Below are 13,620 nucleotides of genomic sequence, written 5' to 3' on the forward strand. Positions count from 1 at the left end.
ATTTTCCGCATTTCGATCCGCTTGACGGACGGTCCGTCAAGCGCCGCATATGCACCTGAACAACGATAAGTTTGGGAGGACGGCCAAGGCGCGGCGACACGCGTCCGGCCGCCGTGAGGAAGAACACAATGCATCCGGCCACACACGCCAAGACCCATCCCGACCGCGCCGCCTACATCATGGCCGGGTCCGGCGAGACGGTGACCTACAAGGAGCTGGACGAACGGTCCAACCAGGGCGCGCACCTGTTCCGGTCCATGGGCCTGAAGGCCGGCGACGTGATCGCCATCTTGCTGGAGAACCACCCGCGGTTCTTCGAGATCACCTGGGCGGCCCAGCGCTGCGGCCTCTACTACGCCTGCGTCTCGTCCAAGCTCACCTCCGGCGAGATCGAGTACATCATGAAGGACTGCGAGGCGCAGGTGCTGATCACCTCCGCCGGGGTCGGTCCCGTGGTCGACGAGCTGCCCGCCCTGCTACCTGGAGTGAAGCTGTTCATGGTGGGCGACGCGCGGCCGCCCTACGAGAGCTTCGAGGCCGCCCGCGCGCCGATGCCGACCACCCCCATCGCCGACGAAAGTGCCGGCGCCGACATGCTCTATTCGTCGGGCACCACCGGCCGGCCCAAGGGCATCAAGCCGCCGCTGACCGGAGCGGCCATCGACGCCCCCAGTCCCCTGGCGATGATGGCCCAGGGCCTGTTCGGTTTCCGCGACGACAGCATCTACCTGTCCCCGGCCCCGCTCTATCACGCCGCCCCGCTGCGCTGGTGCATGAGCATCCACCGCCTTGGCGGCACGGTGGTGCAGATGGAGAAGTTCGATCCCGAGGACGCCCTGCGGCAGATCGAAAAGCACAAGATCGACGTCGGCCAGTTCGTTCCGACCCATTTCGTGCGGATGCTGAAGCTGCCGCCGGAGGTCCGTGCGCGTTACGACGTCTCGTCCATCCGCTCGGCGGTGCACGCCGCGGCCCCCTGCCCCATCCCGGTGAAGGAGCAGATGATCTCCTGGTGGGGTCCGGTGATCCACGAGTACTACGCCGGCAGCGAGGGCAATGGCTTCTGCTATATCGGCCCGCATGACTGGCTGACCCACAAGGGTTCGGTGGGCAAGGCGGCGACCGCCGAACTGCACATCGTCGGCGAGGACGGCGAGGAGGTGCCTGCGCGCACCGAGGGCACGGTCTATTTCGGCGGCGGCGCGCCGCTGACCTACCACAACGCTCCCGAGAAGATCGCCGAGAACACCAACAAGTACGGCTGGACGACGCTGGGCGATGTGGGCTGGGTGGACGAGGAGGGCTTCCTCTACCTCACCGACCGCAAGAGCTTCATGATCATCTCGGGCGGGGTGAACATCTATCCGCAGGAGCTCGAAAACCTGCTGATCACCCACCCCAAGGTCGCCGACGCCGCCGTGGTCGGCGCGCCGCACGAGGAGATGGGCGAGCAGGTCGTGGCGGTGATCCAGCCCATGGACTGGGCCACGGCCGGGGAAGACCTCAAGGCCGAACTGGCCGCCTTCTGCCGGGCCAATCTCAGCCACGTGAAGTCGCCGCGGGTGATCGACTTCATGCAGGAGCTGCCGCGCCATCCCACGGGCAAGCTCTACAAGCGGCTGATCCGCGACGCCTATTGGGGCAAGGAAGGCTCCAAGATCGTCTAGGCCGCAGGCCCGCTCGGCCCCGACGGCGCGCCCCGGCGCGGGCCTGAGCTTGACGACAGGCGCGGCTCGGTACATAACCACTTAGTTCTAGAACTAGTGAGTTATGTAATGACACGTTCCGACCAGCTCGACGCCACCTTCGCCGCCCTGGCCGATCCGACCCGGCGGGCGATCCTCGCTCGACTTGTCACCGGCGAGGCCTCGGTGACAGAGCTGGCCGAGCCGTTCGCCATGAGCCAGCCGGCGATCTCCAAGCATCTGAAGGTGCTGGAGCGGGCGGGACTGATCTCGCGCGGCCGCGACGCCCAGCGGCGGCCCTGCCGGATCGAGGCCGAGGCCCTGGCCGGGGCGAACGACTGGCTGGAGCGCTACCGGCAGGTCTGGGACGCCAACTTCCGACGGCTGGACAACCTGCTGGACGAGTTGAAGGCGAAGGAAGGCCTGTCCGTGACCGGTCGCCGCCACGACAGTTGAGCCCGCCTGTCGGATTGGCCCGACCCCGTTCGTCCTTCGCACGAAATGAAGACGAGAGAACAAACCCAGTGGCTATCGAAAAAACATTGAAGATCACCGCACCGACCGATCGGGAGATCGTCGTCGTCCGCGACTTCGACGCGCCGCGCCGGCTGGTCTTCGACTGCATGAGCAAGCCGGAGCTGGTCCGCCGCTGGCTGCTGGGGCCGCCGGGCTGGACCATGCCGGTCTGCGAGATCGATTTCAGGGAAGGCGGCCGCTACCGCTATGTCTGGAGCCGCGCGAATGGCGAGGAGATGGGGATGGGCGGGGTCCATCGCGAGATCGTCGCGCCCGAACGGGTCGTGGCCACTCAGCTGTTTGAGGGCGCGGAGCCGGCCGACGAGTCGGTGGTCACCAGCCTGCTGGTCGAGCAGGAGGGCCGCACGACGCTCACCACCATCGTGCTCTACGCCTCTAAGGCCAGCCGCGACGCCATGCTGGCCACCGACATGGCCGCGGGCATGGAGGCGGGCTACGCCCGGCTCGACGCCCTGTTGGCGCAATAACCAAGCGAGGGGGCGGGCCATGGCCACGCTGGATGACGAGGTCGCCGCCGCGCTCGAGGCGCTGCGGGCCCGGGCCACCAACCACGACCGCGAGAACATGGCCCGCTTCGGCATCGAGGCGCCCAGGGCCTTCGGCGTCTCCATGGCCAATCTGCAGAAGATCGCCAAGCCCATCGGCCGGCGTCACGACCTGGCCCAGGCCCTGTGGGAGACCGGCTGGTACGAAGCGCGCATGCTGGCCTCGCTGATCGACGACCCCGCCCAGGTCACGCCGCGGCAGATGGACCTCTGGTGCGCCGACTTCGACAACTGGGGGATCGTCGACACCGTCTGCTTCAAACTGTTCGACCAGGCGCCGGACGCCTTCGACCGGCTCGCGCCCTGGGCGGAGCGCACCGACGAGTTCCAGAAGCGCGCCGCATTCGCCCTGCTGGCCAGCCTCGCCCTCCACGGCAAGGGCGACGGCGACGAGCCTTTCCGTCGCGGCCTGGTGCTGATCGAGGCCGCCGCCGGCGACGACCGCAACTTCGTCAAGAAGGGCGTCAGCTGGGCCCTGCGCGCCATCGGCGGCAAGCGCAGTCCCGCGCTCAAGGCCGCCGCCCTGGAAGCCGCCCGCCGCCTGGCGGCCTCGTCCGACCCCGCCGCCCGCTGGATCGGCAAGGACGCCCTGCGGGACCTCACACGCACCCCCAAGCCCCGGCGGACCCCGGCGGCCAAGACCGAGGAACTCCAATGACCCTGGACGTCGCGTCATCTCCCCGCCGCATCGGGCGAAGCGTACTCGCGGTGGTCGCGGGCTTCGTCACCGTCGTCGTGCTGTCCACCGCCACGGACGCGGTGCTTCACGCGCTGAAGGTGTACCCGCCGAACGGCGAGCCGATGCACGATCCCGCCCTGAACGCCCTGGCCCTGTCCTATCGCTGCGTCATCACCGTGCTCGGCGGCTATGTCTGCGCCCGGCTGGCGCCGAGCGGGCCCCTGCGCCACGCCTTCATCCTGGGCGTCATCGGCCTGGCCGCCGGAACACTCGGCGTGGTGGCCACCTGGAACATGGGCCTGGGGCCCCGCTGGTATCCCATCGCCCTGGCGGTCACCGGCCTGCCGCTCACCTGGCTCGGCGGCTATCTCTATCGGGGATCCAAATGATCAAGGTCTACAACTTCGCCCGCGGCGCCCGGGGCCTGCGCATCTTCTGGCAGTGCGAGGAGATGGGCCTGCCCTACGAGGTGAAGATCCTGCCCTTCCCGTTCCCCGACGACTACCGCGTGCTCAATCCGGCCGGCGGCGTGCCGTTCCTGGAGGACGACGGCGGGGTGGCGATCAACGAGTCCGTCGCCATCATGCTCTACCTGGCTGAGCGCTACGGCCCCACGCCATTGCTGCCGTCCGGGGGCGACCCAGCAGCGCTCGCCCGGGTGCTGCAGATGACCGTGCTCAGCGAGGCGACCCTCGGCGGAAGCATGAACACCCTGATGGCCGCCCACTTCGTCGCGCCCGACGCCGACAAGCGCAACTGGTCGGTGCTGAGCCTGGAGGACCGAATGGCCCACGCCCTGGGCTATGTTTCCGACACGCTCGGCGACCAGCCCTACCTGGCCGGCGACGCCTTCAGCCTGGCCGACATCGCCGTCGGCACCGCGCTAGGCATCTGGCGCGGCGCGCTGAACGGCGTGATCCCCGACCGCCTGGTCGCCTATCGCGAGCGCCTGGCGGAACGACCCGCCTATCAGCGCGCCCAGGTGCGTTCGGCCGGCGCCTAGTACGCCCGCCCGATCAGGATCTCCTCGACGCCCGGGGCGCCGCTGAAGATGCAGGGGCCGAAGCTTTCAGGCTGATCCATCGGCGCGTTGCGCAGGGTGAGCTTGAAGGCCTTCAGCTTCTGCACCACCGCCTCCAGTTCCTCGCCGCTCGGCCGCGACCAGGAGGCGCGGATCCAACCGCGGAAGGGACTGGCCTCCTCGTCCTCGTCGGCCACCTGGCCGAAGTGCTCGGCCACCTGGTCGAAGGTGGTCAGGTCGGTGACGATGTTTGCGTCCAGACGAGCCTTGGCCTCGTCGAACAGGGTCTGCTGGATGGACGCCAGCAGGCCGGGCGCGGCGGTGACGAAGTCGTCGCGGCTCATGGCCTGGCTCTTCACCCGGTCGCCGTCGCGCAGGTCGTCGCGGCGCATGAAGGTGACCTGGCCGCCGGCGGCGTCGCGGGGCCCTAGCTCGACGATGATTGGCGCACCCCGGCGCACCCAGTTCCAGCGCTTGTCGGCCGACTTCTGGTCCTTGACGTCCAGCAGGGCGCGGATCGGCTCGCCCAGGGCGAACTGCTGCTCGAGGTCCTTCACCAGGGCCTGGCCATAGGCCAGCACCTCGGCGTCCTCGGGCTTGCCGCGCAGCATGGGCACCACCACCACCTGGCGGGGCGCGACGGCCGGCGGCAGGCGCAGGCCATCGTCGTCGCCGTGGGTCATGATCAGCCCGCCGATCAGTCGGGTGGACGTCCCCCAGCTTGAGGTGTGGCAGAACTGGAGCCCGCCATCTTCGCTCTGAAATCTAATGTTCTGGGCGCGGGCGAAGCTGGTCCCCAGATAGTGCGAGGTCCCGGCCTGGAGGGCCTTGCCGTCCTGCATCATGGCCTCGATGGAGAAGGTGTTGTCGGCCCCGGGGAAGCGCTCGTTCTCCGGTTTCTCGCCGGCGATCACCGGCACGGCCAGCACGGTCTCGGAGAACTCGCGGTACATCTCCAGCGCTTCCAGCGTGGACTTCAGCGCGTCCTCGCGGCTGGCGTGGGCGGTGTGGCCCTCCTGCCAGAGGAATTCCGAGGTCCGCAGGAACAGCCGCGTGCGCATCTCCCAGCGGACCACGTTGGCCCACTGGTTGATCTTCATGGGCAGGTCGCGGTGGCTCTTGATCCAGCGGGAGAAGGCGTCGCCGATGATGGTCTCGGAGGTCGGCCGCACGATCAGCGGCTCGTCGAGCTTGGCGTCGGGGTCGGGCTGCAGCTTGCCGTCGATCAGCTTCAGCCGGTGGTGGGTGACCACCGCCATCTCCTTGGCGAAGCCCTCCACGTGCTCGGCCTCCTTGGCGAAGAAGCCCAGGGGGATGAACAGCGGGAAGTAGCAGTTGTCGACGCCCATCGCCTTGATGCGCCGGTCCATGGTCTGCTGGATCCGCTCCCAGACGCCATAGCCCCACGGCTTGATGATCATCGAACCGCGCACGGGCGACAGCTCGGCCATGTCGGCCTCGCGAACGATGGCCTGGTACCAGTCGGGGAAGGTCGATTTGTTGCCGGTCAGCCGGCTGACGGAGAGAGCGCGTTGCATGGGGGCTGTTTAAAGTCGGAAACGGCCACGTCAAAGCCTTGCTCGGTTCCAAGCGGACGCTTATCCCTCGAACACCTGTTTCAACGATGAGGGAGAAGACGATGAACCCGGTGGAGTTCAAGGACCTGCCCGGCCTGGTCGGCCAGGAAGTCGGCGTGTCGGACTGGGTCGAGATCAGCCAGGAGCGGGTCAACCAGTTCGCCGAAGCCACCGGCGACCATCAGTGGATCCACGTCGACGTGGAGCGCGCCACCAAGGAAATCGGCGGGCCCATCGCCCACGGCTACCTGACCCTCTCCCTGATCCCGATGCTGGGCGCCGGCATGCTGCCGGTGAAGGGCGTCGTCCGCGGCATCAACTACGGCTCCGACAAGGTGCGCTTCATCAACATGGTCCGGGTCGGCAAGCGCGTGCGCATGCGCCAGAAGCTGATCGGCGCCGAGCCCAAGGCCGGCGGCATGCAGCTGAAGAACGAGTGCACCATTGAGATCGAGGGCGAGGCCAAGCCCGCCTGCATCGCCGAGACGATTTCCGTCATCTACGGCGCTTAAGAACGCAAGCTAGATCCTCCCCCAGCGCGTAGGCGATCTGGGGGAGGTGGCGCGTCGCGTACTTCGGCGACGGTACGGAGGGGGCTGAAGCCCCAGGCAGGAGTCGAAGTCCCCCTCAGTCAGCTTCGCTGACAGCTCCCCCAGGAGGGGAGCATCTTGGAACCGCTCAGTCCCGCGCCACGGCCTCTTCCGCCGAGGCCGCCTTGGCGCCGGCGAACACCTCGGTCCGAGCCTGGGTGACCGGGGCGGCGGGGTTGTCGATGAGGGCGATGGTCTCGCGGATGAACTTGGCGTGGGTGACGATGCCGATCTCCAGGCGCTCGCTGTTCAGCTCCACCTGCTGGGTCAGCAGGCCGGCGATGAACTGGACCTCCGTGGCCTCGGACGCGCCCAGGCGTCGACGCGCGGCCTGGGACATGAACACCGGCCCGCCCGAATTGCCCGGGAAGACGGAGAAGTCGAGCAGGAAGGTCGGGAAGACCTTGGCCGGGGCCACCGGGAACGAGGCCACTCGGCCGGCCCGCAGGATCGGGAAGCCCGCCTGGTTGGCGGCCAGGCCGCGGGGGAAGCCCAGGGCCATCATCTCGTCGCCGGCGCCGACCTGGTTGGCCTTGAAGGTGTCGTCCTCGGCCAGCCACGAGAGCGGGATCGCCGCCTTGGCGAAGGGCTCGGGCGCGGTGATCGAGATGGCCGCCACGTCGCGGGACGGATGAGCGGTCCAAAGCTTGCCGCCGCCGGTGTCACGGATGCGGAGCGTCTGGGGCGAATAGCTCCAGCTGCCGTCGGGATTGGCGATGCGATAGCCGATGCGGGCCTCGGCGCCCGGCATCTTCGCCAGGACGTGGTTGGCGGTGACCAGCACCGTGCGCGGCGCTCCGTCGGGACCCGCCGAGGTGATCAGAAAGCCGGTTCCGACGGTGCGCGTACCGTCGCCCAGCGGCTGCTCGAGCTGAACGGTTGCGTGGATGAGCTCCACTGAAAGGTCCATGACCATTGCCCGCCCCCTTTACGCCACAAATCGTACGCTCCAGACCCTCCACTAGTTGTTTAAGAACATGGTTAACGCCTAGGCCACGAACCCCGCCCAGACTGCGCCCGATCGCCGCGCCCTGATTGTCCGGCAGGCAGGCTGGGCCTTGAGAACACCTTTAAAATCAACACTCAAGACTCCAGGCCGCCGAGGCCACAGCCCAAGGTTCCCTGCGTTCACGATCTCATGAGCGGAACAGCTCTTATTAAGAAGTGGCCGCCGGGACACGCCCTTCGCGCATGGGGCCTTGAGAGCCCGCGCCGGGCGTCGCATGTAGCGGGCCATGAGCGCTCCCAAACCTCCCGTCGCCCGCCGTGACCCCAAGATCATCGAACAGCTCGGGCGCACGCGCACCGACGACTACGCCTGGATGAAGGATGAGAACTGGAAGGAGGTGCTGCGCGACCCCAAGGTCCTGCGCGCCGACATCCGCGAGCATCTCGAGGCCGAGAACGCCTACACCAAGGCCATGCTGGCCGGCACCGAAGCGCTGCAAGCCCAGCTGTTCGCCGAGATGAAGGGCCGCATCAAGGAGGACGACAGCTCGGTCCCCGCCTCCGATGGCGCCTGGGACTACTACGTGCGCTACGAGATCGGCGCCGAGCATCCCGTGCATGGCCGCCGGCCGCGCGGCCGTTCCGACGGCGAGGTGGTGCTGCTGGACGAGGACGCGCTCGCCAAGGACAAGGCCTTCTTCCAGGTGGGCGCGGCCCACCACAGTCCCGACCACCGGCTCTACGCCTGGGCCGCCGACGAGCAGGGCTCGGAGTACTACGCGATCCGGGTCAAGGACCTGGCGACCGGCGAGACCCTGCCCTTCCAGATCGACAGCGCCTATGGCGACTTCACCTTCTCGCCGGACAGCCAGTGGCTGTTCTGGATCTGGCGCGACGAGAACGCCCGGCCCTCCAAGGTCTTCCGTCGTCCGGCCCGAGGCGGCGATGACGTGCTGGTCTATGAGGAGAAGGACGAGGGCATGTTCCTGGGCGTCGGCAAGACCTCCGACGACAGCCACATGGTCGTCCATGTGGGCAACCAGGAGACCACCGAGATCTGGCTGATTCCGGCCAGCGACCCGACCCGGCCGCCCTTCGTGGCCGAACCCCGTCGGGTGGGGGTCAAGTACGAGCTCGATCACTGGACCGACCGCTGGGTGATCCGCACCAACGCCGACGGCGCCGTGGACTTCAAGCTGATGGCCTCGAGCGCGGAGATCCCGGCCAAGTCGAGCTGGACCGACTTCGTCCCCCACCAGCCGGGCCGCTACATCACCGGCTTCGCGGCCTTCGCCGGCCACCTGGTCCGCGCCCAGCGGGTCAACGCCCTGGACGAGATCGTGGTCATGGCCCGTGGCGGCGAGGAGCACGTGGTGGCCTTCGACGAGGAGGCCTATGCGCTCTCCCTGGAGGGCGGCTACGAGTACGAGACCACCCTCACCCGCTTCGTCTACCAGTCGCCGACCACGCCCCGGCAGTGGTTCGACTACGACATGGCCGCCCGCGAGCGGACCCTGCGCAAGACCCAGGAAATCCCCTCCGGCCATGATCCCGAGCGTTATGTGGCGCGCAGGCTCTATGCGACGGCCAGCGACGGCGCCGAGGTGCCGATCACCGTCCTGATGCTGAAGGACACGCCCCTGGACGGCTCGGCGCGCCTGCTGCTCTACGGCTACGGCTCCTACGGCCACGCCATGGAGCCCAGCTTCTCGATCCGCACCCTGAGCCTCGTCGACCGTGGATGGATCTGGGCCGTGGCCCATGTGCGCGGCGGCTCGGACAAGGGCTGGGGCTGGTTCCTGGACGGGCGCAAGGAGAAGAAGGCCAACACCTTCACCGACTTCATCACCTGCGCCGAGCATCTGGCCGCCCACGGCTATGGGGCGCTGGGCGAGATGGCGGCCTATGGCGGCTCGGCGGGCGGCATGCTGATGGGCGCGGTGGCCAACCTGCGTCCTGAGCTCTGGAGCGGGGTCATCGCCGCGGTGCCCTTCGTCGACGTGCTGAACACCATGAGCGACACCACCCTGCCGCTCACCCCGCCGGAGTGGCCCGAATGGGGCAACCCGATCGAGGACGCCGACGCCTACGACCGCATCGCGTCCTACAGTCCCTACGACCAGGTCGCACCCAAGCCCTATCCGGCGATTCTGGCCACCGGCGGTCTGTCGGATCCCCGCGTCACCTATTGGGAGCCGCAGAAGTGGGTGGCCAAGCTGCGTGAGAATACGACTGGCCGCGCTCCCATCCTGCTCAAGATCAACATGGAGGCCGGCCACGGCGGCGCCTCGGGCCGTTTCGACTTCCTGAAGGAGATCGCCCTGGACTACGCTTTCGCCATCTGGGCGGCGGATCGGGGCTGGGAGAAATAGTCCTTCCTCCCCCATTCATGGGGAGGAAAGAACGCATGATCGTCAGGCCGTCCCTGGAAGCCGACGCTCCGGCGCTCGCCGCCATCTATGGCCACCATGTGCTGCACGGCTTCGGCACCTTCGAAGAGGTCCCGCCCACGCCGCAGGACATGGCCGGACGCCGCGCGGCCATCGTGGAGCGGGGCATGCCCTATCTGGTGGCTGAGGTGGCCGGCCAGGTGCTGGGCTTCGCCTATGCCGGCCCGTTCCGGCCGCGGGCGGCCTATCGCTACACGGTGGAGGACAGCGTCTATATCGCTCCGGACGCCATGGGCCGCGGCGTCGGCAAGGCGGTGCTCAGCGAGGTCCTGAGCGCCTGCCAAGCCTTCGGCATCCGGCAGGTGGTGGCGGTGATCGGCGACAGCGGCAACGCCGGCTCCATCGCCCTGCACCGCGCCCTGGGCTTCGAGCCCGCCGGCGTCGGAAAGAGCCTCGGCTTCAAGCACGGCCGCTGGGTCGACATCGTCTGGATGCAGAAGGCGCTGAACGGCGGCGACGCCAGCGCGCCCGACGCCCCGGGACTTTCGCTCGGCGGCGCCTGACCCGGACGGAGCCATGGCCCGCGACTTGCGCGGGATGGTGCGAAGACCTTCGCGCCGTCCCAAAGGAGTCCACCGTGCGCCTCAACCTCCGCCGCAACGCCGTCCAATGGGCGCGCAGCGGCCTCACCGTCATCCTGGCCGGCATGGCCCTGCTGGCCCTGATCCAGATCGGCCTGTTCGTCCGCGTGCTGACTCAGAGCATGGCCGGCTGAGGCCGGCGGCCGTTTTCGGGTCGGGGGAGAGATTGGCTGGGGAACTAGGACTCGAACCTAGAACGACGGTACCAAAAACCGCTGTGTTACCATTACACCATTCCCCAGCAGGAACAGCGCGCGGGATGGACCCGCCGCGAGCGGGTGGAGATAGCCCAACCGAACCGGCGATGCAACGCCTCCGCAAAAGCTTGTTTCACGGTCGCTTGCGGCGCTGCGGGGGCTCCTCTATAAGGCGCGCTCTCAAGTCGGAGTGTGGCTCAGTCTGGTAGAGCACCGCGTTCGGGACGCGGGGGTCGCAGGTTCGAATCCTGCCACTCCGACCAATCATTCCGGCCCCCGACCGGACGGCGTTTCCGAACTCGGTTCTCTCGATAAATCCGCGCCCAGGCGTTTAGCTAATCCGTGCAGCGGCTCTCGGCGCGCACCGGTTGGCCTCTGGTCGAATAAGAGGCCGCGCGGCGCGGAACGATGCTGCGCTGCACCACGTTGGAACCACGACTCGACGATCGCGTCGCTGGACACACACAATGAAATTGCCCACTGCCCTCCGCCCGGCGCGGCCGGACGCCTCCAAAGCCGTCCTGATAGCCGGCGCCGTCGCGGCCCTCGCCGCGGTCGCCGCGACCAATCAACTGCTGGCCAAGCGCAGCGAGCGCCGGCATCCCCCGAGGGGCCAGGTCATAGAGGTCGACGGCGTCCGCCTGCATTATTTCGAAGCCGGCACGGGCACGCCCGTCGTGCTCATCCACGGCAATGGCGTCACGGCCGAAGACTATGTCGTCAGCGGCCTGTTCCACCGCTTGGCCGCCAACCATCGCGTCATCGCGTTCGATCGGCCCGGCTTCGGCTACACCGCTCGACCCCGAAACAAGATCTGGACGGCATCGGCCCAGGCCAAGCTCATCGCCGCGGCGCTGGACCTGCTCGCCGTTAAGAATCCCGTGGTCGTGGCCCACTCCTGGGGCACATTGGTGGCTCTGCGCCTGGCCCTGCAACGGCCCGATCTCGTCGCGGGGCTCGGACTGATGTCAGGCTACTATTGGCCGACCCCGCGCCTGGATGTGCCGATGATGAGCGGCCCGGCCATTCCGGTGCTCGGCGACGTCATGCGCTTCACGGTGTCGCCGCTCATGGGCCGGCTGATGGCGCCGCTGGCCTTCAGGCATGTGTTCTCGCCGGCCAAGGTGACGCAAGACTTCAAGGGGGAGTTCCCAACCTCAATGGCGCTGCGCCCCGGCCAGATCCGGGCCTCCGCGGGCGACACCGCCATGATGCCGCTCGAAGCCCTGAGCATATCAAAGCTCTACAACGAGCTGGCCTGCCCGATCCTGCTCATCGCGGGTGATGGCGACAAGATCGCCAGCTTCAAGCACCAGTCGGTTAAGTTTGCGCGGCGCACTGGATGCGAACTGCACACCGTCCGGGGCGCTGGCCATATGGTCCATCACATCGCGCCTGACGAAGTGGGCTCGGCCCTCGAAACGCTGATCGCCCGGGCCGAGGGCCTTCCATCGGCCTCCTCCCAGCCGCGCTCCGATGCCGAGCTTGAGCGAACCCGCGCCTGAGCGAGAGCCAGGACCGCTTGGCCCAAGCCCACACCGAGGCCTCAGTGCGTGTCGACGGGCCGAGGACGGAAACGGGAGGGCGCTCGAAGCGATCCCACCCCCCGTCCCGTCAGAAGGGGCGTTCGCCCCGATAGTTTCCGGCCTCTGCATAGCGACAGACCAGGATGTCTTCGTCGCGGGTCGAGGCCAGCGCGCATCCCACTTCGCGGGTGTTACGCCAAACAACCTGGGTGTAGTGGCCGACGTCCTCCGATCGGCCGGTCTGGCTGTTGTCCGGGAACAGACCAGGGCGGAAGTGCCGCTTCTCGGCGATCCACGCCGCCGTCATCGCCTCGGGCGCGAAGCGTCCTCGCGTCCCGGCCCAGAGGTTCTCTCCCTCAGGTGTCCGGGGATCTTCCGGCGCGTGTTCGAACCTGCCGGTGGATGCGAGCCGGTTAGCCCAGGCCTCGGCCGAGCCGGCCAGCGAAGCGTTCCAACGCAATGGCGGGACACCCACGCTGGCGCGTTCAAGGTTGTGTGTCGCCAGGATGCGATCGTCGAGGTCAGCTCTGATGTACTGCGCGCCCGAGAGGAGCGGCGCGATTAAGGCGACGATCGTTCCTGCCAGCCGCCCGCGACACCGCAACATGACGAACCCACTCCCCCTGTTACGAGGAGGGTGCGCCCTGCAGGTAAGGTCCGCGTTTAGGAACGCGGTTAACGGCCTTTAAGCCTCAGCGCCGCGCGCCAGTCCGTTGGGCCGGGTTTGCCGGGACCGATTAGCTGACGATGAACACAGGGTCGCCTAGCTTCATCTCGGCGAAGAGCCGTCTCGCGAAGGCCTCCGGCACGCCGATGCAGCCGTGCGTGGCCCACCCTTCACGGACGTTGCTGCCGTGGATGGCCACTCCGTCCTGGGTGAGGCGTAGCATGTAGGGCATGGGCGCGTCATACGTCTGGGAATGGTAGTCACGGGCCTTCTGAAGCACCGTGAAAGCCCCGGCGGGGGTCGGTTTGCTCTCGGCGCCATAGAGGATCACGGCCGACCCGATTTCATCGCCGCCGCGGAAGACCGAGACCAGTTGCCGGCTGACGTCGACACGAACCCAGACCGGCCCGGCTGGGACCCCGCTGTCCTCCCAGACATAGTCGCCATAGCGCATGGGCTTATCCACGCGCAGCAAGCTGTGGACGGTTCGCGCCTGCCCATCGGGCAGGGGGAGCCATGGCTGCGCGGTCTCCGAAAAATGGACGCGGGCGCTATCCTCCGCGGCGGTTGCCGGAACGGGCGCCCGCGCCTGCTCGATCTCCGGCCGCGTCCGATCC

At 67.9% G+C, this 13,620-nt stretch carries 15 protein-coding genes and 2 tRNA genes; 12 read left to right on the forward strand and 5 right to left on the reverse strand.

Annotated elements, in window-relative coordinates; all coding sequences use genetic code 11:
- The first annotated feature begins 128 nt into the window (after positions 1–128).
- The 6 genes from M9M90_RS16150 to M9M90_RS16175 all read left to right on the forward strand — a co-directional run bounded on the left by M9M90_RS16150 (position 129) and on the right by M9M90_RS16175 (position 4,449).
- Positions 129–1,667, forward strand: a complete 1,539-nt coding sequence (locus M9M90_RS16150; protein ID WP_254834265.1) for an acyl-CoA synthetase — start codon at positions 129–131, stop codon at positions 1,665–1,667.
- A 108-nt stretch (positions 1,668–1,775) separates the two neighbouring features.
- Positions 1,776–2,141, forward strand: coding sequence for a helix-turn-helix transcriptional regulator (locus tag M9M90_RS16155; RefSeq protein ID WP_254834266.1), 366 nt, complete (start codon positions 1,776–1,778; stop codon positions 2,139–2,141).
- Positions 2,142–2,209: 68 nt separating this feature from the next.
- On the forward strand, positions 2,210–2,689 hold the full coding sequence (locus M9M90_RS16160) for an SRPBCC family protein (protein WP_254834267.1): 480 nt from the start codon (positions 2,210–2,212) through the stop codon (positions 2,687–2,689).
- Positions 2,690–2,708: 19 nt separating this feature from the next.
- Complete coding sequence (locus M9M90_RS16165) at positions 2,709–3,425, forward strand: DNA alkylation repair protein (RefSeq protein ID WP_254834268.1); 717 nt, start codon at positions 2,709–2,711, stop codon at positions 3,423–3,425.
- Positions 3,422–3,835, forward strand: coding sequence for a hypothetical protein (locus M9M90_RS16170; protein WP_254834269.1), 414 nt, complete (start codon positions 3,422–3,424; stop codon positions 3,833–3,835). Before M9M90_RS16165 ends, M9M90_RS16170 begins: the two co-directional genes overlap by 4 nt.
- Entirely contained in the window at positions 3,832–4,449 is a 618-nt protein-coding gene (locus tag M9M90_RS16175) for a glutathione S-transferase family protein (RefSeq protein WP_254834270.1), read from the forward strand. The genes M9M90_RS16170 and M9M90_RS16175 overlap by 4 nt, the downstream gene beginning before the upstream one ends.
- On the opposite strand, the gene M9M90_RS16180 is transcribed toward M9M90_RS16175, so the two are convergent.
- A complete protein-coding gene (locus tag M9M90_RS16180) occupies positions 4,446–6,005 on the reverse strand; it encodes an aminoacyl--tRNA ligase-related protein (RefSeq protein WP_254834271.1) in 1,560 nt (519 codons plus the stop codon). The genes M9M90_RS16175 and M9M90_RS16180 overlap by 4 nt on opposite strands.
- A 101-nt stretch (positions 6,006–6,106) precedes the next feature.
- Between M9M90_RS16180 and M9M90_RS16185 the strand changes: the two genes are divergently transcribed.
- Positions 6,107–6,556 carry a MaoC family dehydratase gene (locus tag M9M90_RS16185; RefSeq protein WP_254834272.1) on the forward strand — a complete coding sequence of 150 codons (450 nt, stop codon included), beginning with the start codon at positions 6,107–6,109 and terminating at the stop codon, positions 6,554–6,556.
- Between the two features lie 166 nt (positions 6,557–6,722).
- Here M9M90_RS16185 and M9M90_RS16190 read toward each other — a convergent pair whose 3' ends face one another.
- Positions 6,723–7,544 (reverse strand): serine protease, encoded by an 822-nt coding sequence (locus M9M90_RS16190; RefSeq protein WP_371876867.1) that lies wholly within the window; start codon positions 7,542–7,544, stop codon positions 6,723–6,725.
- 325 nt (positions 7,545–7,869) lie between these two features.
- Between M9M90_RS16190 and M9M90_RS16195 the strand changes: the two genes are divergently transcribed.
- The 3 genes from M9M90_RS16195 to M9M90_RS16205 all read left to right on the forward strand — a co-directional run bounded on the left by M9M90_RS16195 (position 7,870) and on the right by M9M90_RS16205 (position 10,747).
- A complete protein-coding gene (locus tag M9M90_RS16195) occupies positions 7,870–9,954 on the forward strand; it encodes a S9 family peptidase (RefSeq protein WP_254834274.1) in 2,085 nt (694 codons plus the stop codon).
- A 35-nt stretch (positions 9,955–9,989) separates the two neighbouring features.
- Positions 9,990–10,535, forward strand: a complete 546-nt coding sequence (locus M9M90_RS16200) for a GNAT family N-acetyltransferase (protein WP_254834275.1) — start codon at positions 9,990–9,992, stop codon at positions 10,533–10,535.
- A gap of 74 nt (positions 10,536–10,609) precedes the next feature.
- Complete coding sequence (locus tag M9M90_RS16205; RefSeq protein ID WP_254834276.1) at positions 10,610–10,747, forward strand: hypothetical protein; 138 nt, start codon at positions 10,610–10,612, stop codon at positions 10,745–10,747.
- A gap of 33 nt (positions 10,748–10,780) precedes the next feature.
- On the opposite strand, the gene M9M90_RS16210 is transcribed toward M9M90_RS16205, so the two are convergent.
- Positions 10,781–10,854 (reverse strand) — tRNA-Gln (locus M9M90_RS16210).
- A 142-nt stretch (positions 10,855–10,996) separates the two neighbouring features.
- Between M9M90_RS16210 and M9M90_RS16215 the strand changes: the two genes are divergently transcribed.
- Both M9M90_RS16215 and M9M90_RS16220 read left to right on the forward strand, forming a co-directional pair.
- A tRNA-Pro gene (locus M9M90_RS16215) sits at positions 10,997–11,073 on the forward strand.
- A 204-nt stretch (positions 11,074–11,277) separates the two neighbouring features.
- Positions 11,278–12,315 carry an alpha/beta fold hydrolase gene (locus M9M90_RS16220; RefSeq protein ID WP_254834277.1) on the forward strand — a complete coding sequence of 346 codons (1,038 nt, stop codon included), beginning with the start codon at positions 11,278–11,280 and terminating at the stop codon, positions 12,313–12,315.
- 109 nt (positions 12,316–12,424) lie between these two features.
- On the opposite strand, the gene M9M90_RS16225 is transcribed toward M9M90_RS16220, so the two are convergent.
- Complete coding sequence (locus M9M90_RS16225) at positions 12,425–12,943, reverse strand: CAP domain-containing protein (protein WP_254834278.1); 519 nt, start codon at positions 12,941–12,943, stop codon at positions 12,425–12,427.
- A gap of 130 nt (positions 12,944–13,073) precedes the next feature.
- Positions 13,074–13,457, reverse strand: a complete 384-nt coding sequence (locus M9M90_RS16230) for a L,D-transpeptidase family protein (RefSeq protein WP_254834279.1) — start codon at positions 13,455–13,457, stop codon at positions 13,074–13,076.
- Positions 13,458–13,620 lie beyond the last annotated feature (163 nt).

The sequence above is a fragment of the Phenylobacterium sp. LH3H17 genome (genome assembly GCF_024298925.1).
Lineage (GTDB): Bacteria > Pseudomonadota > Alphaproteobacteria > Caulobacterales > Caulobacteraceae > Phenylobacterium.